Origin of the sequence: Proteus vulgaris (assembly GCF_016647575.1) — a bacterium.
Classification (GTDB): Bacteria; Pseudomonadota; Gammaproteobacteria; order Enterobacterales; family Enterobacteriaceae; genus Proteus; species Proteus mirabilis_B.
The window spans coordinates 3,143,442-3,163,074 of record NZ_CP032663.1; the positions used below are offsets into that span (position 1 = coordinate 3,143,442).

The 19,633-nt window shown below is 37.9% G+C and carries 19 protein-coding genes, 1 tRNA gene and 1 pseudogene; 14 read left to right on the top strand and 7 right to left on the bottom strand.

What is annotated here, in order from left to right; genetic code table 11:
* Positions 1–31 precede the first annotated feature (31 nt).
* Positions 32–340: a helix-turn-helix domain-containing protein gene (locus D7029_RS14490; protein ID WP_194951049.1), complete on the top strand. Its 309-nt coding sequence runs from the start codon at positions 32–34 to the stop codon at positions 338–340.
* 147 nt (positions 341–487) lie between these two features.
* Here the strand turns inward: D7029_RS14490 and D7029_RS14495 are convergent, their stop codons facing one another.
* The 3 genes from D7029_RS14495 to D7029_RS14505 form a co-directional block, all read right to left on the bottom strand.
* Positions 488–1,027 (bottom strand): hypothetical protein, encoded by a 540-nt coding sequence (locus D7029_RS14495; RefSeq protein ID WP_194951050.1) that lies wholly within the window; start codon positions 1,025–1,027, stop codon positions 488–490.
* Between the two features lie 113 nt (positions 1,028–1,140).
* Positions 1,141–1,515 carry a hypothetical protein gene (locus D7029_RS14500; RefSeq protein WP_088494805.1) on the bottom strand — a complete coding sequence of 125 codons (375 nt, stop codon included), beginning with the start codon at positions 1,513–1,515 and terminating at the stop codon, positions 1,141–1,143.
* A 130-nt stretch (positions 1,516–1,645) separates the two neighbouring features.
* Positions 1,646–2,155, bottom strand: coding sequence for a GNAT family N-acetyltransferase (locus D7029_RS14505; protein ID WP_194951051.1), 510 nt, complete (start codon positions 2,153–2,155; stop codon positions 1,646–1,648).
* 126 nt (positions 2,156–2,281) lie between these two features.
* Between D7029_RS14505 and D7029_RS14510 the strand changes: the two are divergent.
* A pseudogene (locus tag D7029_RS14510) lies at positions 2,282–2,470 on the top strand (tyrosine-type recombinase/integrase); the annotation flags it as partial.
* A gap of 21 nt (positions 2,471–2,491) precedes the next feature.
* Here D7029_RS14510 and D7029_RS14515 read toward each other — a convergent pair.
* Positions 2,492–2,568 (bottom strand) — tRNA-Arg (locus D7029_RS14515).
* A gap of 190 nt (positions 2,569–2,758) precedes the next feature.
* On the opposite strand from D7029_RS14515, the gene folD reads away from it, so the two are divergent.
* The 4 genes from folD to D7029_RS14535 all read left to right on the top strand — a co-directional run bounded on the left by folD (position 2,759) and on the right by D7029_RS14535 (position 6,122).
* On the top strand, positions 2,759–3,631 hold the full coding sequence (folD, locus tag D7029_RS14520) for a bifunctional methylenetetrahydrofolate dehydrogenase/methenyltetrahydrofolate cyclohydrolase FolD (protein ID WP_075673948.1): 873 nt from the start codon (positions 2,759–2,761) through the stop codon (positions 3,629–3,631).
* 3 nt (positions 3,632–3,634) lie between these two features.
* On the top strand, positions 3,635–3,847 hold the full coding sequence (gene ybcJ / locus D7029_RS14525; protein WP_194951052.1) for a ribosome-associated protein YbcJ: 213 nt from the start codon (positions 3,635–3,637) through the stop codon (positions 3,845–3,847).
* 652 nt (positions 3,848–4,499) lie between these two features.
* Positions 4,500–5,441, top strand: a complete 942-nt coding sequence (gene fruK / locus D7029_RS14530) for a 1-phosphofructokinase (protein ID WP_194951053.1) — start codon at positions 4,500–4,502, stop codon at positions 5,439–5,441.
* 237 nt (positions 5,442–5,678) lie between these two features.
* On the top strand, positions 5,679–6,122 hold the full coding sequence (locus tag D7029_RS14535; protein WP_194951054.1) for a hypothetical protein: 444 nt from the start codon (positions 5,679–5,681) through the stop codon (positions 6,120–6,122).
* Positions 6,123–6,211: 89 nt separating this feature from the next.
* Here D7029_RS14535 and cysS read toward each other — a convergent pair whose 3' ends face one another.
* Complete coding sequence (gene cysS / locus D7029_RS14540; RefSeq protein WP_088494799.1) at positions 6,212–7,603, bottom strand: cysteine--tRNA ligase; 1,392 nt, start codon at positions 7,601–7,603, stop codon at positions 6,212–6,214.
* A 424-nt stretch (positions 7,604–8,027) separates the two neighbouring features.
* Here cysS and ppiB point away from each other — a divergent pair, with 424 nt between their 5' ends.
* From ppiB to D7029_RS14575, 7 genes are all read left to right on the top strand, one after another.
* Positions 8,028–8,522 carry a peptidylprolyl isomerase B gene (gene ppiB / locus D7029_RS14545; protein WP_006533972.1) on the top strand — a complete coding sequence of 165 codons (495 nt, stop codon included), beginning with the start codon at positions 8,028–8,030 and terminating at the stop codon, positions 8,520–8,522.
* Positions 8,523–8,534: 12 nt separating this feature from the next.
* Positions 8,535–9,257 (top strand): UDP-2,3-diacylglucosamine diphosphatase, encoded by a 723-nt coding sequence (locus D7029_RS14550; protein ID WP_194951055.1) that lies wholly within the window; start codon positions 8,535–8,537, stop codon positions 9,255–9,257.
* Between the two features lie 134 nt (positions 9,258–9,391).
* On the top strand, positions 9,392–9,913 hold the full coding sequence (gene purE, locus D7029_RS14555; protein WP_088494797.1) for a 5-(carboxyamino)imidazole ribonucleotide mutase: 522 nt from the start codon (positions 9,392–9,394) through the stop codon (positions 9,911–9,913).
* A complete protein-coding gene (gene purK / locus D7029_RS14560) occupies positions 9,910–10,977 on the top strand; it encodes a 5-(carboxyamino)imidazole ribonucleotide synthase (RefSeq protein ID WP_194951056.1) in 1,068 nt (355 codons plus the stop codon). Before purE ends, purK begins: the two co-directional genes overlap by 4 nt.
* Before the next feature lie 123 nt (positions 10,978–11,100).
* Positions 11,101–12,360 carry a CynX/NimT family MFS transporter gene (locus D7029_RS14565; protein WP_194951057.1) on the top strand — a complete coding sequence of 420 codons (1,260 nt, stop codon included), beginning with the start codon at positions 11,101–11,103 and terminating at the stop codon, positions 12,358–12,360.
* Positions 12,361–12,427: 67 nt separating this feature from the next.
* On the top strand, positions 12,428–13,453 hold the full coding sequence (locus D7029_RS14570; protein WP_194951058.1) for a mechanosensitive ion channel family protein: 1,026 nt from the start codon (positions 12,428–12,430) through the stop codon (positions 13,451–13,453).
* A gap of 177 nt (positions 13,454–13,630) precedes the next feature.
* Positions 13,631–15,793, top strand: coding sequence for an ornithine decarboxylase (locus tag D7029_RS14575; RefSeq protein WP_194951059.1), 2,163 nt, complete (start codon positions 13,631–13,633; stop codon positions 15,791–15,793).
* Positions 15,794–15,881: 88 nt separating this feature from the next.
* On the opposite strand, the gene ybbP is transcribed toward D7029_RS14575, so the two are convergent.
* Complete coding sequence (gene ybbP / locus D7029_RS14580; protein WP_194951060.1) at positions 15,882–18,323, bottom strand: putative ABC transporter permease subunit YbbP; 2,442 nt, start codon at positions 18,321–18,323, stop codon at positions 15,882–15,884.
* Positions 18,320–19,006 carry a putative ABC transporter ATP-binding protein YbbA gene (gene ybbA / locus D7029_RS14585; protein WP_165122565.1) on the bottom strand — a complete coding sequence of 229 codons (687 nt, stop codon included), beginning with the start codon at positions 19,004–19,006 and terminating at the stop codon, positions 18,320–18,322. The genes ybbP and ybbA overlap by 4 nt, the downstream gene beginning before the upstream one ends.
* Here ybbA and tesA point away from each other — a divergent pair.
* Entirely contained in the window at positions 18,977–19,606 is a 630-nt protein-coding gene (tesA, locus tag D7029_RS14590) for a multifunctional acyl-CoA thioesterase I/protease I/lysophospholipase L1 (protein WP_194951061.1), read from the top strand. The two genes, ybbA and tesA, sit on opposite strands and share 30 nt — an antisense overlap.
* Positions 19,607–19,633 lie beyond the last annotated feature (27 nt).

Genomic DNA, 19,633 nt, shown 5'->3' on the forward strand with positions numbered 1-19,633 from the left:
ACGGTAATCTCTTTTAAAAAGAGGGATTAATATGAGTTCAATTAATATTGTTGTAGGTCAGAGAATTAAACAGAAAAGAAAGCAATTAAAAATAACAGGTATCGAGATGGCAAGAAGGCTTGGCATCAGTCAGCAGCACTATTCGCGTTTGGAAAATGGGCATCTTAAGATAACAGTCGATCAGCTTATTGCTATTGCTTTAATATTGAGAATATCGCCACAAAGTTTGTTGATTACACCCGAAATAATGTCACCAATGCTAAATGCTTGGGCTGAAACAACTTTGTCATCAAATGAAATTGTTATATCAAGAAATAAGAAGCGCCGTAATCTTAGATAAAAATACAATAATATTGTTTAGCGCTATCTGATTTAATATTTAAACTATTTTAGTTAAAAAACATCGCAATTTTTCATCTTCTTGTATTTAAATAAAACATCATCTATTTATAAAATCAATCGCTTGATTTATTGTTAAAATAAATAATCAATTGTTAATATCTTTCGGAATTGAATATTTTAATCGAAGTTCTGGAGCGCTAGATAATTTTCGATTAGATCCTTCCATCAAATAAGCCGCTATTTCTTCTGATGATAAATCATCGACTTCTTCAATATTAAAATACTCATCAGGCCAATAAATAAGATCTGAAGAAAAGGATTTGAAGTTTACTTTGAGTAACTGCATTGCATAGGATTGTTCAGATTCACTGCCTTCAGCTAAACATATAAAATCAACAATATTAATTAACTCTTCATAAGTCAGATCATCCAGATATTTCACCTGATTAAATGCTATTTTTGTAAACTCTTTTGCGCTTGTCCAAGAATTATAATCACGAAAATCTGAAAACTCACAAGGTGTTACTACTTGTGCGTTCCAATTTATCATCATGGTTTTAATATCAGGATCATCTTCAGTTCCGCCATTATCGATTTTATTAGTTATCTTCCGTAGTAAATCGATCAACTCATTGAGTTTAGCTTTACTTATTTTTATTGGTTTCAATCTGTTAGGTAAAGGCATATTTTATTCCGTTTATACTGTTTTTATTAAATCCGTATGTTATTGAATATAATTAAATAATTGATTTTTTTAGAGAATATTAAGGTTACTAGTATCATGTTTAATTAACAGCTCTAATTAACACACTTTATCAAATCACCTACTAATTGAAAGTTAGGGTTTGAAGTTATCGTAACTCTAATAGAAGTATCCATACGAGATGTGATGACAGCCTGAGTATATTTGACTCCGTTGATATTAATATCTGCTATTTGACCGATATTTTTAACAGAAAAACCACTCAACCCAGTATTATTTTTAAGTCTAATTCCCAAGGAATCGTTTTCTTGTATATGAGTGTCAATTTCTGCTGACTCTATATTTTTACATGCTATAGAAAGCTCATCTTTACTAGTTTTGAAAGATAAACAAATATCATCAGGCTTGCATTGATTAGCAGCCATTGCGAATGTTGAAAATAAGAGTGAAAAAATAGCTAGTAATTTCATTTTTGAAGATCACCTTGTGATTTTTTATAAAATTCATCCCTTATTTCAGCAGTAATTAAACTAGATGATTTACGGTAACTATATACGAAAAAAGATCGCACATGGCGACCTTTAAGATTTATTGGCTAATTTAACTCAGTTTTTTGTTCAGCATATAAATACAGTCATCAAACATAACTCCGCCAATCGTGTAATTATCCTTAATGATCTCTTTAAGGGTAAATCCATTTTTTTCCAGAACGCGTACTGATGCATTGTTTCCGCTTGTGATCACGGCCTGATAGCGCGAAATAGCAGATAGTTCGGGTAGTGATAATAAGGCAGATAATGAATCAGTAGCCAAAGACATACCAGAAAATTCACTCGCGATTATGTATCCCACCTCGGCTACAGGTTCAACATTATCAAGAATTACTAAGCCGGTTAACCCCATTGGGAGCCCGTCAACTTTTCTACGGATCACAAAGCATAACCAATGAGAAGACTCTATATTCCATTCTGGCAGGCGACTATCAAAGGCATCTTTAATTTGCTGTTCATTTAGTGGATCAGAAATAAACCTCATTATCCCAGCATCTGCATATAACTTTCTGAAAAAATCCCAATCATTTTCAGTTATTTTGGTTAAGGTAAACACCATGATTTTCCTGTAAGGTTTTTATAATATTAATGTAGTCCTATTTTATTAAATTATTAATATCTGAGTTAATAATTAGTTGTACAACACAACAAACAAAAATGACACCACAAATTAGAAAAATACAAGTTGATTCAATCTGGTGTTCCGCTAATAGCATTACAAGAAATGGGAGGCTGGGAAAATATCGAAATGGTTAGAAGATATGCTCATCTAGCGCCTAATCATTTAACTGAACATGCAAAGCAAATAGACAGTATTTTTGGCACTTGCGTCCCAAATACGTCCCACTTAAGAAAAGTAGAGAATTTAAAATGAGTGTAAGTGTTTGATTTTAAATGGTACGCCCTACAGGATTCGAACCTGTGACCTACGGCTTAGAAGGCCGTTGCTCTATCCAACTGAGCTAAGGGCGCCTAGAAGAGATTAGACGTCAGCAATCACTGCTGATAACGGGTGTGAATTATACGTTCAACATTCTGAGAGTCAACGCTTTTTCAACGATATCAAACTATATGGTTAAAATATGGCAAGTATTCGACTGACAGATTGCTCTTGATCTGACAAAATAGACCAATACCGTAATTGAATAATTTGGATGTATAGATGTCAGCAAGAATTATAGATGGGAAATCGATTGCGCAGACCATCAGAAGCGAAGTTGCAGAAAAAGTAAAACAACGTATTAATGCAGGAAAACGAGCGCCTGGTTTAGCTGTTATTTTAGTGGGTGATAACCCAGCATCACAGATTTATGTTGGAAGTAAACGCCGCGCTTGTGAAGAAGTAGGCTTTATTTCTCGCTCTTATGATTTACCAGATACTACCAGTGAAGCTGATTTATTAAATCTCATCGACCAGCTTAATGCAGACAACACCATTGATGGTATCCTCGTTCAGCTCCCTTTACCTGCCGGAATTGATAATGTTAAGGTTTTAGAACGCATTCATCCTGATAAAGATGTGGATGGCTTTCACCCTTATAATATCGGCCGCCTATGCCAACGAGCACCTAAATTACGCCCTTGCACACCTCGTGGTATTGTCACACTACTAGAGCGTTGTAATATTCCTATGAATGGCTTAAATGCCGTTATTATTGGTGCATCAAACATTGTTGGTCGCCCAATGAGCTTAGAACTATTACTTGCGGGTTGTACAACAACAGTTACTCACCGTTTTACTAAAGATCTGCGCTTTCATGTTGAGCATGCGGATTTAGTTGTTGTGGCGGTAGGTAAACCTAACTTTATTCCTGGTGAGTGGATTAAACCGGGTGCAATCGTGATTGATGTCGGTATAAACCGTCTCGAAAGTGGTAAAGTTGTCGGAGATGTTGATTTTGAGGCAGCATCTCAACGTGCAGGCTGGATTTCTCCTGTCCCTGGTGGTGTAGGTCCAATGACAGTCGCCACACTTATTCAAAATACTTTGCAAGCATGCGAAGAGTACCACGACCCTGAAACAGGAAATAATTAATCGATGGAAACATTTCAATTAGATGGGCACGACTATGTCGAGCTTTGTGATTTATTAAAACTTCAAGGTTGGACTGAAAGCGGAGCCTCTGCTAAAAGTGTCATTGCTGAAGGTTTAGTGAGCGTTGACGGTGAAATTGAAACCCGTAAACGCTGTAAAATTGTTGCTGGAAAAGTGGTCACCTATGGTGAGTTTTCCGTTAGCGTTAGCAAATAATCAGCAAATTAATTAATATTGAAAAAGCGTCGCTATCTTAGCCTCGCTTTTTTTCTTTTTAATCCTTTTTTACCTTTAATCCACATTTTCTCCTTCTTTTTTCTTATTTAGTCATATTCTAAAAAGACAAATCAACATAACTCATTGAATTAAAATAAAACCATAGAAATTAATTTAATATATTTAAATTTAGATCATCATTTTTAAGCCCATCTATGGTTATAATTACCTGTCACTGTTCAGCAAATTGTACATTTTATAAAAAAATAGATAAAAAGAAGTGCTATAAGTTATTATTTTATATATGGATAACACTTTTTAACCATTACTGTAAAACTTCAGCAACAACCCTTTTTATTGATACTTTTATCCGTTTATTCATGTTTAAATGCCCATAAATGTGATTTAGATCTAATTTATTTCTACTTTCATTAGGCAAAAGAACATTGTTTGTACTAAATTACAGGTTATAATTTGAAACGATTCAGCTCAATGATACTATTTTAGTTGTTATTTTGTGATATTTAAGCCTTTCTTGCCCTTTATCTAACAGGAGATTTTATGCTCGGCTTACCCACTCAAGGTATCTCTATCTTTGCTAAATCACAGCAAAAATCGATGCCTGTTCTTTTATTTAAGGTAAGGAACTAGCATGAAACGCAGAGTAGCAACCATCACACTTAACCCTGCATATGATCTTGTCGGTTTAAGTAATCCCATTGAACTTGGTGAAGTTAATCGTGTTAAAACGGCTGGCTTCCATGCTGCGGGTAAAGGCATCAATGTGGCTAAGGTTTTAAAAAGCCTTGGCGTTGATGTTACTGTTGGCGGTTTTTTAGGCAAAGAAAACCAAGATGGATTTCAAAAAGAGTTTAGTGACTCCGGTATCGCGAACCGTTTTCAAATGGTTGAAGGCCGTACTCGAATTAATGTCAAACTCACAGAGCCCAATGGCAAAGTGACTGACTTCAATTTCTCTGGTTTTGAAATTACAAAACAAGACTGGACTCGCTTTGTTAACGACACGCTAAGTTGGGCGGGTCAATTTGATATGATTTGTGTCAGCGGTAGTGTTCCTCCGAGTGTTGATCTCAATGATTTCACTGCATGGATGACACGCTTACGTGGCGAATGTATGTGCTTGATCTTCGACAGTAGCAGAGATGCTTTTGTCGCAGGATTAAAAGCCTCCCCTTGGTTGGTTAAACCCAATCATCATGAATTAGAGATTTGGGCTGGCAGACCTTTACCTGAGCTTTCTGATGTTGTACAAGCGGCACAAACATTGCGTCAGCAAGGTATTGCTCATGTTGTTATTTCATTAGGTGAACAAGGTGCTATGTGGGTAAATGCATCTGGTGCATGGATGGCAAAACCGCCTAAGTGTGATGTTGTAAGTACGGTTGGTGCTGGAGATTCAATGGTAGGTGGTTTAATTTATGGCTTAATGATGCGACAAACCAGTGAGCACACCTTACGTCTTGCTACTGCTGTTTCTGCACTTGCTGTAAGCCAAACTAATGTTGGTATTCACGATCGTGAACAATTAGCAAAAATGATGGCAGAAGTAGAATTAACCCCTCTAAAATTATAAGTAATAACACCCAGTGGTAAATTGAATAATATTAAGTAGAATTACCACTGCCTTCATTAAATATATTAACGCTATGTTATGAAAACTCTAAAATAGAATCTCTTTAATTGATTAATATTTGTTTATTATTAAATCAAACTTTATTTTTTCTATTTATTCGATAAACTTCACTTTAATAAAAATTAATAAAGATATTCTAAAGCCAATAAAAACTTATTTCTGTTTTTAGGAGAAGTTATGGAAAGGCCCATAGTACTTTTATGGATCCAAGTTATTTCGGTATTATTTTTAGGTGTCAGTTTATTTATATTAGTTGCCGGGGCACCAATTTATTTATTAGCAATGGCAATGGGTGGCGGTCAAACAATGCTTGTGGGTTTGTTCATCATGCTGTGTCTAATTATAACGATGATAATGCAAGTTACAGCATGGATAAAACTCGCTAGAAACAGTAAAAATGCTTACTCTTTTTTGAAAATCTCATGGGTATGTTTATCTATTTCACTCTTTTTTATACTTAGTATTTCGATGTCATTGACAAATATGTCAGAAATTGGCTTTGTTGTTTTTTCTATTATCGTTATCTTAACGCATCGGCTTTTTTTCTCTGAAAATGTGATTTCTTATTTTGAAGATAAACAAAAAGATAGCGAAAGAGAAACCAGTATTATTAGTCAATAAAATAATCATCAGACAAAAAAATATCGGATATTAAATATCCGATATTTTTATATTAAACACGTATTAAGTGTAATTACTCAATCATTGTATTAATTATTACGACGCCAAACTGTTCCTTGAGGACCATCTTCTAAAACAATTCCCATCGCTGTTAATGCATCACGAGCAACATCAGCCGCAGCCCAATCTTTGTTTTTACGAGCATCGTTACGCTGTTGAATTAATGATTCAATTTTTTCAACTTCACCAGCATCATCCGCTTTAGCGCCACTTTGTAAGAAGTACTCTGGCTCTTGCTCTAATAAGCCTAATACCTTAGCAAGTTTACGTAACACTGCCGCTAAGCCATTCGCTGCATTCATATCAACTGATTTGAGGCGATTCACTTCACGCGCTAAATCAAACAAAACTGAATAAGCTTCTGGTGTATTGAAATCATCGTTCATTGCATCAATAAATTGCGCTTCAAACGCTTCGCCACCCGCAGGCTGTGCATTCGCATCAGTTCCACGTAATGAAGTATAGAGGCGCTCTAATGCAGTGCGAGCCTGTTTTAAGTTTTCTTCAGTGTAGTTAAGTTGACTACGATAATGGCCTGATAATAAGAAGTAACGCACGGTTTCAGCATCGTAATAAGCCAATACATCACGAATAGTAAAAAAGTTATTAAGTGATTTAGACATTTTTTCTTTGTCTACCATCACCATACCCGAGTGCATCCAGTAATTAACGTAAGGACCATCATGGGCACAAGTTGATTGTGCAATCTCATTTTCATGATGAGGGAACATTAAGTCTGAACCACCACCATGAATATCAAAATGATGTCCTAATTCTTTACCATTCATCGCAGAACATTCGATATGCCAACCCGGACGACCTTCTCCCCAAGGAGACTCCCAGCTTGGTTCACCCGGTTTAGACATTTTCCATAAGACGAAATCCATTGGATTACGTTTTACGTTAGCCACTTCAACACGAGCACCGGCTTGTAGTTGCTCTAAATCTTGGCGAGAAAGTAAGCCATAATCAGGATCGGTATCAATCGCAAACATTACATCGCCATTGTCGGCAACGTAAGCATGTCCACGTTTAATTAACGCTTCTGTTAATTCAATAATTTCAGCAATATGGTGTGTTGCACGCGGCTCTGAATCAGGGCGAGCAATATTTAATGCATCAAAATCTTTATGCATTTCAGCTAACATACGAGTCGTTAATTGCTCACATGTTTCATTATTTTCAATCGCACGTTTGATGATTTTATCATCCACATCCGTTACGTTACGAACATAGTTAACATCGTATCCTAAGTAACGCAGATAACGGGTTATGGCGTCAAAAGCCACAAATGTACGTCCATGACCAATATGGCATAAGTCATAAATAGTGATGCCACACACGTACATACCTATTTTTCCTGCATGGATAGGTTTAAATTCTTCTTTTTGGCGAGTGAGAGTATTAAAGATCTTTAGCATCAGTGGACGTTCCCGTTTTCAACTGTACGTGTTTATTACGTTTTTATATAAAAGAAAATAACAACTACTATAGCATGATATTAATAAGGATATTGGATCTTGCAGTCAAAGCAAACGCAAGATTAGAGCTTTTATCTTACTCTGCTTAACGCTTATTTTCACTGTTCAATCGTTGATAGTGAACAATCAAACTTCTATTATTTGGCTAAATTTTGGCGAAAAGTGTTTTTTCTTTCTATTACTGATTTATTTGGCTAAATTTTGGCGAAAAGTGTTTTTTCTTTCTATTACTGATTTATTTGGCAAGAAAAAGTAGAGCGAGAAAAAGATGCATACTGACTAAATTAGGCAACTGTGATATAAAAACGGGACTGTTGTTTATGCCCAAATCTGGGTAAAGCTAAAATTATATTAGGATCTGAATATGGTTACTTTTCATACCAATTACGGCGATATCGTGATTAATACATTTGCAGACAAAGCACCTGCAACCGTAGAAAATTTTTTAGACTACTGTAAAGAAGGATTCTACGATAACACTATTTTCCACCGTGTCATCAATGGTTTTATGATCCAAGGTGGTGGCTTTGAACCAGGTATGAACCAAAAAGCGACCAAAGCACCTGTAAGAAACGAAGCAAACAATGGCCTAGCAAACAACCGTGGTACATTAGCAATGGCTCGTACAAACGATCCTCATTCTGCTACTGCTCAATTCTTTATCAACGTTGCAGACAACGATTTCTTAAACTTCCGTGCTGAAAATGCAAATGGTTGGGGATATTGTGTCTTTGCTGAAGTTGTTGAAGGCATGGACGTTGTTGATAAAATTAAAGCGGTTTCCACTGGTCGTAGCGGTTTCCACCAAGATGTTCCTCGTGAAGATATCGTCATTAAAAGTGTAACGGTTAGCGAATAAGCCTCACTTTTTATGTGTACGCTTTTTATTGCAGACCTGCATTTAAGTGAACATGAACCGGCAATCACTGCCGGTTTTCTTCGCTTTTTAAAAGAACAAGCTATTCATGCAAAAGCACTTTATATCTTAGGTGATTTTTTTGATTTTTGGATAGGTGACGATGATCCTAATCCTTTGCATCAACAAATAGCTCAAGCTCTGATGACGCTAAAAAATGCAGGAGTACCTTGTTATTTTATTCATGGAAACCGTGATTTTTTAATTGGCTCTCGTTTTGCAAAAGAGAGTGGTATCACCTTACTTCCACAAGAAAAAGTGCTCGAAATTGAGAAGCATCGCATCCTAATTTTGCACGGTGATACACTTTGTACAGATGATGAAGCGTATCAACGTTACCGTAAAAAAGTGCATAATAAATTTATTCAGCGCTTATTCTCACTACTGCCTTTATTTATTCGACTGCGTATCGCTGACAAAATGCGTTCGCGTAGCCAGCACGAAAATCAGTATAAGTCTGATGCCATTATGGATGTTAACCCACAGGCTGTGATTGATACTTTTAAGCATTTCAATACAGAATGGATGATCCACGGTCATACTCATCGTCCAGCAATTCACACTGTTAATATTGATGATAAAATACATTATCGTGGTGTATTAGGTGCTTGGCATACTGAAGGTTCTATGTTTAAAGTGACAGCTGAAAAAATAGAACTTATTCATTTCCCCTTCTAAGTTGTTTTGCTTATTTTCTTCATAAAAAGGCTGTTTTTTCTTTACGCAAACGTTTTCCTATGCGTGTTAGCGTGATACTATCATGCTCAGTTTATTAGGCTATATCCGTTTATGCTTACAGGAGCAGTTAAGTAATGTCTTCTCAAGTTGGTCTAAATACCTCTTCCGCTCGTATCGCTATTGTAATGGGCTCTAAAAGCGACTGGGCAACAATGTCTCATGCCGCTGATGTACTAGACGCACTACAACTTCCTTATCATGTTGAGATTGTCTCTGCACACCGTACCCCTGATAAGCTATTTAGCTTTGCAGAACAAGCCAAAAGTAATGGCTTTGATGTCATTATTGCAGGAGCAGGTGGTGCTGCCCATTTACCGGGTATGCTCGCAGCAAAAACGCTCGTCCCAGTATTAGGAGTTCCTGTTCAAAGTGCTGCATTAAGCGGTGTTGATAGCCTTTACTCTATTGTGCAAATGCCGAAAGGTATTCCTGTGGGAACATTAGCGATTGGTAAAGCAGGTGCCGCCAATGCCGCTTTATTAGCCGCTCAAATTTTAGCATTACACTCCCCTACTATTTTTGAAGCACTAACAGCATGGCGTACAGCACAAACTGATGATGTCTTAAATAACCCTGATCCAAGGGAGGCACTATGAAGCCAGTTTGTGTTCTTGGAAATGGTCAATTAGGACGAATGCTAAGACAAGCCGGTGAGCCTTTAGGAATTGCAGTTTACCCAGTCGGATTAGATGCAGAGCCTGAAGCCGTTCCCTATCAAAAAAGTATAATCACAGCTGAAATTGAGCGCTGGCCTGAAACCGCTCTCACCAAAGAATTAGAGCGTCATACTAACTTTGTAAACCGTGATATTTTCCCATTGCTTGCCGATAGATTGCCTCAAAAACAACTTCTTGATGAACTAGGTTTAGCAACAGCACCTTGGCAACCATTAACGTCACCAACACAATGGCCTGATATCTTCGCTCAATTGGGTGACTTTATTATTGTGAAGCGCCGAGTTGGTGGTTATGACGGTCGTGGTCAATGGCGTATTCATCCTGGAGAAGAACAACAGTTACCTGCTGAAATTTATGGTGAATGCATTGTTGAGCAAGGTATTCCCTTTTTAGGTGAAGTTTCATTAGTGGGTGCAAGAGATAGCAATGGAAACTGTGTTTTCTACCCTTTGACTCACAACCTGCATCAAGATGGCATTTTACGCATGAGTGTCGCCTTACCAACACCTGCGTCAAAACTACAACAATCAGCGGAAAAAATGCTGACTGCCATCCTTAATAAGCTCAATTATGTGGGTGTAATGGCGATGGAGTGCTTTATCGTTGGTGATAAATTACTTATTAACGAATTAGCCCCTCGAGTTCATAACAGTGGCCATTGGACACAAAATGGTGCCTCAATTAGCCAGTTTGAGTTACATCTGCGTGCAATTTTAGATTTACCTATGCCAAAACCTGAGGTTTGCCAACCGGCGGTAATGGTTAATTTGATTGGCACTGATGTCAACCCTCAATGGCTTTCATTACCATTAGTTCATTTACATTGGTATGAAAAAGAAGTTCGCCCTGTCCGCAAAGTGGGCCATCTCAATCTTGTACATAGCGATAATCAACCACTGAAAGAGACCCTCAAATCATTAAGCTTGATGCTTGATGATGCCTATCAGTACCCTATCAAATGGGCTTTAGAAAAATTAAGCTAGCAGTCCGACTCATAAAGTTAGAGAATAATAGCCTTTAAACGAACAGACCTTAGATAACAAGGTCTGTTATTCGCTATTTTCTCCTGATTATTCAGGTTACTGCACCCATTTGATGGAGTCAGGATGCAAGCCACGCAACAGATTTTTGGTCCCGTTTATCAGTGGAGTATGCTGATATTATTGGGCTTTGTGTATTTTTTAGCTACCGCAACCACATTTACTTCTTTAGGTGTTGTTCTCCCTAGTATGATAAACGAGCTAGAGTGGAACTGGACTCAAGCAGGCCTCGGCTTTACGTTATTAGGATTAACCTGTGGTCTTGCGAGTTTTTTACCTACATTGCTGATCCGTAAATTAAGCGTTCGTCTTACATTACTTATTGGATTGATTATTTTTGTCAGTGGTTTCTATTTTCTTTATGAAACATACACTATTTCGCGTTATTTTCTCGGTACTGCACTGTTAGGTATTGGATTTACGCTACTGGCTACCGTACCCGGTACTTATGTTATTTCCCGCTTATTTGAAAAACAATCTTTTGCCTTTGGTGTCTATTTTACCATTGGTGGATTAGGTGGTGTTGCTGGACCTTGGATATACTTTTTAGCAACCCATTTATGGCATACATGGCGAATGCACTGGCTTATTTCAGCGATCACACTCACTGTTGTTACTCTTCTCACTATCTTATTTTTACGCGAAGGCACTAAAGAGCAAGAGCACGCCAAAAAAATTAGCCAACTTCAAACCACAAAACGTATCTATCAAACTAAAGAGATTTGGACGGCTCGTCATGCTTTAAGAACATGGCAATTTTATGTTATTGCAGCTACTTACACGGCTTTTTTATGGTGTGGGATCACGGTCAATAGTTTTGCTGTTGCACATATTATTGAAAATGGTTTTGGTGAAACTATTGCTGCAACACTCTTAAGTAGTATGGCTTTTATCAATGCTTTTTCACGCTTAGCGGGTGGAGCTATTGGTGAATGGTTAGAACCTAAAAAATTACTTATCGCAAGTTTAAGCATTATTATCATTGGCTTGCTCGCGCTAAGTATGGCTAATTCTTGGGTTTACCTGATCTTATTTACGGTTTGTGTCGGTATCGGTTATGGCATGACGTTCTTAGCATCAAGTATTTTGCTTGCTAACTATTTTGGTCGCTCTCCTTACCTTGAGCTATTTTCAGTGATGAATTTAATTTCAACACTGGCTTGTTTAGCACCTTTCTTTGCAGGGGCAATCAAAGATATTTCAGGTAGTTTCACACCTGCATTCTTGATTTTAACCATCCCTGTTTTACTGATTTTAGCGGTCACACTGTTTATGAAGCCACCAACCTACCCTAAATTTCAGCATGCAAGTGAACAAGAAAAGTAACCATTAAATAAGCAAGATAGTGAGTTTCGTATTATAAGAACGCATTTTCTAAGGAGACGTTAAGCTGATGAATGATGCATTAATAATAAAATACTCAATAGGTGTTGGCATAGCTTTAGCCTGTTTTGTTGGTTTTGTCGTCGTATCTCTTTTTCATGACAAAAAGAAAAAACGTCGTAGAAATATTATTATTCATATCAGCCAAGCTATCTTGCTTTGTAGTTTAGTGCTTATCTTAAGCCAATATTGTGAAATGGCTGTGGTCGATTTTAATCTCCACTTTATCTCCTTTAGGATGATTAACTTTTTCACCTATGTCGGCATTGCATTAATTTTAATGAGGAAATTTTTCTTACTAATTAATCGGTTAGAAAAAGCTCAAATTAAAAAAGGCAGTGATCCTACTTCTGCTCGTATTATTTCTCGCATATTTAAAATCACTCTATTTGTCATTATCATTTTATTGTTTGGTGAGCATTTTGGTATGAGCTTATCCGGCTTAATGACATTTGGCGGATTAGGTGGTATCGCCATTGGCATGGCAAGTAAAGATGTATTAAGTAATCTTTTCTCTGGCGTCATGCTCTATTTCGATCGCCCTTTTAATATTGGTGATTGGGTACGATCTCCTGATCGTAATATTGAAGGTACTGTAGTCGAAATTGGCTGGCGTATTACCAAAATCATCACATTTGATCATCGACCGCTTTATATTCCCAACTCGATTTTTTCCTCTATTAGTGTGGAAAACCCGGGAAGAATGACTAATCGACGTATTCAAACTGAAATTGGTTTACGTTATGAAGATTCAGATAAAATAGGCGTTATCGTTGAAGATATTCGCACCATGCTGATGCAAAATAACAAAATCGACACGCAACAAACGTTGTTAGTCTATTTTAATCAATTTGCAGACTCTTCACTCAATATCATGGTGTATTGTTTTACCAAAACAACAGTGTGGGCACAGTGGCTTGAAGCGCAGCAAGAAGTCTATTTAAAGATAATTGAGATTGTGCATAAACATGGCGCAGATTTTGCCTTTCCATCTCAAACGGTCTATATCGAAAAACCTTCTCCAATTACCCAATAATAGAAAATGGATAAGTTTATTTTCTCATAGACTTATCCATTCACTCACTTATCAAAGTGGTGGTTTATGCGCTTTAAATGCATAAAATCATCTTATTTGTCTTTTAATTTATTTCAATCACATTCACAACCAAGTATATTGTTCGCCAATTCTTCTATTGATAAAAACGCGAGCATAATGAAAAAAATGAAGTTGGCGTGTCACCCTACTCTTTCACACTATTTTTATTGTGAACGTCCGATTGTTGATATTGTTGATGCAAATTTAACGCAAGTGTCAGCAGTAGTGTTGTCATTGTCAGATATTGAGTCTGGCGAATTAGATCGCATTTATCAAACAGGCTTTCAACTCCCCGTATTTATTGCAGTTAATCTTAATGATGCACTCAGTGCTGAATTGCTTAATCAAGTTTCAGGGATTGTGATCACAGATAAAAATGCGCATCAAAAAAATAGTGCGTTGATTAATGAAGCTGCACAGCAATATGAAAAGAGTCTGACAACACCATTTTTTTCACGCTTAGTGAATTATGTTGCCGAAAAGAACGTTGCTTTTGATTGTCCCGGCCATCAAGGTGGAGAGTTTTTCCGTCGTCATCCCGCAGGCGAACAGTTTTATCAATATTTTGGTGAGAATCTATTTCGCTCTGATCTCTGTAATGCTGATGTTGAAATGGGTGATTTACTTATTCATGAAGGTGCGCCTTATGATGCGCAAACTTTTGCGGCGCAAGTGTTTAATGCCGATAAAACCTATTTTGTTTTAAATGGAACATCCTCTTCTAATAAAGTTGCCTTAAATGCCTTATTGGCACCAAATGATTTAGTGCTATTTGATAGAAATAACCATAAATCCAATCATCATGGCGCGTTAATTCAAGCCGGAGCGACACCTATTTATTTAGAAACTGCTCGTAATCCCTTTGGCTTTATCGGGGGCATAGATGCACATTGCTTTGAAGAGGACTATTTACGCCAACAAATCGCAGAAATTACGCCAGAACGCCAATTCGATAAACGCCCTTTTCGCTTAGCTGTTATTCAACTGGGTACTTACGACGGTACGATTTACAACGCAAGACAAGTTGTCGATAAGATTGGTCATCTTTGTGATTACATTTTATTTGATTCTGCATGGGTTGGTTATGAACAATTCATTCCGATGATGAAACAGTGTTCCCCTTTGTTACTAACGCTTAATAAAGACGATCCTGGTATTCTGGTTACTCAATCAGTTCATAAGCAATTAGCGGGCTTTTCACAAACCTCGCAGATACATAAAAAAGATGCGCACCTTAAAGGGCAATCACGTTATGTTAATCATAAACGTATGAATAATGCTTTTATGATGCATGCGTCCACCAGCCCATTTTATCCCCTTTTTGCAGCTCTTGATGTCAATGCCAAAATGCATTCGGGTAAAAGTGGTGAAGCCATGTGGATGAATTGCGTAAAACAAGGCATCGAAGCTCGTAAATCATTACTAAAGCAGTGCCAGTTTATTAAGCCATTTATTCCTGAGATGGTTGATGGACTTGCTTGGCAAGATCACGACACAGATGAAATCGCTCACGATCAACGTTTTTTCAATTTTATTCCTAATGATAATTGGCACTCATTTGAAGGTTACACCACCAATCAATACTTTGTTGATCCTTGTAAATTAATGCTTACAACGCCGGGGATCGATCCTCATACAGGGGAATATGGATCCTTTGGTGTACCAGCATCTATTTTGGCAAATTATCTACGCGAACACGGTGTTATTCCTGAAAAAAGCGACCTTAATTCAATCTTATTTTTGCTGACTCCCGCAGAGCACCAAGCAAAATTTGATCGCTTAACCTCTTTGATTGTTCAATTTGAAAAGTACTTAGTTGAAGATGTGCCATTAGAAAAAATATTGCCTTCTGTTTGTCATCGCTATCAATCTCGCTATCAGGGTTATACATTGCGTCAACTCTGTCAGGAAATGCATGATATTTGTGTCACTTACAATATTAAACTACTGCAAAAGCAGATGTTTAGAAAAAGTCATTTCCCTAAGCGGGCACTAAGTCCACAACAAGCTAATATTGAGTTTGTTCGTGGTAATGTTGAGTTTTTACCTTTAAATAAATTAGAAGGCAGAATTGCCGCGGAAGGTGCTTTACCTTATCCGCCGGGTGTTTTATGTGCTGTGCCCGGTGAAATTTGGGGTGGTGCTGTTTTACGCTATTTTCAGGCACTTGAAGTCACAATTAATCAGCTACCGGGCTTTTCAACTGAACTTCAAGGTGTTTATATTTATGATGAAGATGATGGCAGTAAGCGCATTTATGCTTATGTAATAAAAGAATAATTGTCTTATCTTTTCCCATAAAAAATGCTGATGTTTAATAGCATCAGCATTTTTATTTAACTCTATTTATGAGCCTTATTTATTTCAACTATTCACCCTGAATTCGTCGATACTGCCCTTTATCTTGCAACAGTCTGATCCCTAAAATACTGCCACATAATGAAAGTAATAGTGCGGCAACAATAGGTACGGTGATCCACATTCCCCATTGGGGCTGCCAAGGAAAATTAAACACTGATATTTGTAATAAGCTTAATGCAACCTCGGCACCAATCGCCGCAGCTAATCCTGCCATTAAACCTAACAATGCAAATTCAGCCCAAAGAGTCCGTCTTAATAATGATTTACCTGCGCCTAATGTGCGATATACCACCAGCTCAATACGTCGCTGTGTCATTCCTACCTGAATTTGAGCAACTAACAATAACGCACCACAGATCATTACCAATCCAACCATAATCTCCAATGCTCGACTGACTTGCTGTAAGATTTGTTGAACTTGTTGAATTAATGCGCCTGTATCTAATACGCTTACGGTTGGAAATTGCCGATTAAGTGCCGTAATTAGTGCCTCTTCGCCATTGTAGTAAAAGCTACTCATCCATTTTTCTGGCTGATTACTTAACCCTTCTTCAGAGAAGATAAAGAAGAAATTAGGACGCATATTTTCCCAATCAACATGGCGAATACTAGTCACAATGGACTTAAATTCACGAGTATCACCGACAAATGTTAATTCATCACCTAACTTAATTTCGAGTTGTTCAGCAACACCTTGATCAAGAGAAACACCATTCCCTACTGGAGGCCATGTTCCCTCAACAATCACATTATCTTTTGGCAATTCGCTATGCCACGTTAAGTTAAGCTCTCGACGAACAGTGTTATTACCAGCATCACGTTTATCTGCCCACTCTTTGGCATTATTCTCATTAATTTGTGTTAAACGCGCTAATACCACAGGAAATGCATCCGTAGGTTCAACATTATACTTTGCCAATAAAGTATTAATTTCTTGAACTTGAGGCGCAGACATATTAATTAGAAAATAATTAGGGCTATCTTCTGGTAACTGTTTTTGCCATTTGTCTAATAAATCACCTTGAATAAGGATTAAAAGCGTTAATAACATAAATGAAAGCGCGAAAGCCGCTAGTTGAGTCATCGTTTGAAATGGTTGTCGTAATAAACGAGTCACCGCTAAACGTGCGCTGAGTTGGCGGAATTTAAACTGCTTTAATACCCATAATCCTAACCAGCCAATTATTCCAAGTAGAAAAGCAATAACAACAACACCAAATAGAATTGACCAGAGTAAAACGCCCGTTCCCGCAAAAAGTGTTAAAGCACCGACAATAATTAAGCCTACAATCGGTAAATAATAACGCAGAGGCCATATAGGTGCCGTGGTATCACTTCTTAATACACGGGAAGGTTGTGTCGCCATTAGTTGATAATAAGGCCTTAATCCTGTTAATAAAGCAATTAACAGTAAAGAGCCCACAGACCATACCCACGGTAAGAAACTCGCTTCAGGCAAACTTTTAGGTAAAACAGGCGCTAAAATTTGTAGCAGTATCGCCTCAAAAATAAGCCCGACTAATGAACCGACAACAATCGCACCAATGAGGATCACTCCCCATTGCCCAACAATCCACTTTCTCAATGCTCGTTTATCTGCACCTAGTGTTTTTAATACCGCAATTAAGGTATGACGACTACGGCAATAATGAGCCATTGAAACGGCAACTGCCGATATAGCAAGTAATAGCGTTAATAGAGCAGAGAGCAAAAGAAAGTTTTTCGCACGCTCCATTGATTGTGAAAGCGCTCCACTGTCTTGTTTTAAACTATTCCAACGCTGGTCTGGTTTTAATAGTGGATCGAAGCGTTGCTGATAACTATCAATCACAGCTTCATCGCCCGCAAACATATAGCGATAAGTCAGGCGGCTTCCGGGTTGCACCGCTCCAGTTGATTCAACATCATCAAGGTTAATTAAAATACGAGGTGCGATTTGAAAAGGATTAAACCCGCTATCTGGCTCTTGAATTAATACACCACTGATTGTAAATGTAGCGTCACCTACATCAATGTTATCGCCGACTTTTATATCAAGTAATTCAAGTAATCTGGCACCGACAAGCGCAGTTCCTTTTTCAGGTTTTAACCCTGCTGGCTCTGTTTCTAACTCACCATACAGTGGATATAGGTTATCTGCGGCTTTCACCAACGCAAGCTGAGGTGTATCACCTTCAGGAGCATAAGACATTGTGGTAAATTGCATTTGGCGACTCAGAGTTAGCCCTTCTTTTTTCGCCTCTGTAAGCCAGTTTTCATCAACGGGATAGGATGCACGTAAGACTAAATCTCCAGCAATTAAATCTCGACTTTGAGCATAAATGCTTTTATCGATGCGATCACCTATACGCCCTAAAGCAAGCACACAAGCAACTGCCAGTGCTAAAGAAAGCCAAACAATTAATAGTGCAGGAGAACGCCATTCACGCCAAAACCAACGCCAAATCATGACTCCTCCTTAAGTTGTCCATCTACTAATCGTAATCGTCTTTGGCAACGAGCTGCTAGCTCATTGTCATGAGTAACTAAAATCAAAGTTGTTGCATAATCTCGGTTAAGAGAGAACAACAAGTCAGCAATTTTATCACCAGTTTTACGATCAAGGTTTCCTGTTGGTTCATCCGCAAAAAGAATAGCTGGTTGAGTGCAAAATGCTCTTGCTAATGCAACGCGCTGTTGCTCACCGCCAGAAAGCTGTGCTGGCATATGGTATAAACGTTCACCTAATCCTAACAGCTTAAGTAAATCAACTGCACGCGCATGGCTGTGCTTTTCTGACTCACCTTTTAATAATGCGGGCAACTGCACATTTTCAAGTGCATTCAATGTTGGGATCAACATAAATGATTGAAAAACAAACCCAACATGTTGAGCGCGCAACTTGGCACGCTCTTCTTCATTCATTTTTGTGAGATCTTCGCCCATCAAATGCACGCTGCCAGAGGTGCCATCATCTAATCCAGCAATGATCCCTAACAGTGTCGATTTTCCCGATCCTGACTCACCAATTAACGCAATTGTTTGTGCAGGCTCGACAACTAACTCAACACCCTGCAATATAGAGATCTGACTATCACCTTGTCCTACTTGTTTGGTTAACTGATGAACTTCAAGAACCTTTTCCGTCGACATACATTTTTCCTTATCGTTATGATGATGTTTAGCTTTAAGGCAATTGCTGCTGATACCTTTTTGATCTTTGGTGACAGCTTGAGTGCAGGATACCGTCTTTCGATTGAAAGCGCATGGCCACAACGCCTTGCTGATAAATGGAAAACAACCTACCCTGAAATTAATGTTGTTAATGCAAGCATTAGTGGTGAAACTGCCTTTCAGGGACAAAATAGGCTTCCTGATTTATTAAAACAGCATCAACCACGCTGGGTTTTAATTGAATTAGGTGCAAATGATGGTTTACAGGGATACCCTGTTGCACAAACAAAAGAGGCATTACAAAACATCATTACACAAGTGAAAGATGCCGGTGCAACGCCACTTTTTATGCAAATAATGATTTCACCTAATTACGGTAAACGTTATACACAATCGTTTTCAGCGATCTATCCAAAACTCGCTGAAGATAATGCGCTTCCTCTGCTTCCTTTTTATATGGAACAAATCGCTGATAAACCTGAGTGGATGCAAAATGACAGCATACACCCCAATGAAGATGCTCAGCCGTTTATTACGCAGTGGATGGATGAAACATTATCCCCTTACTTAACACGTTAGACTATTCTGACAGTAGTTGACGTAGAT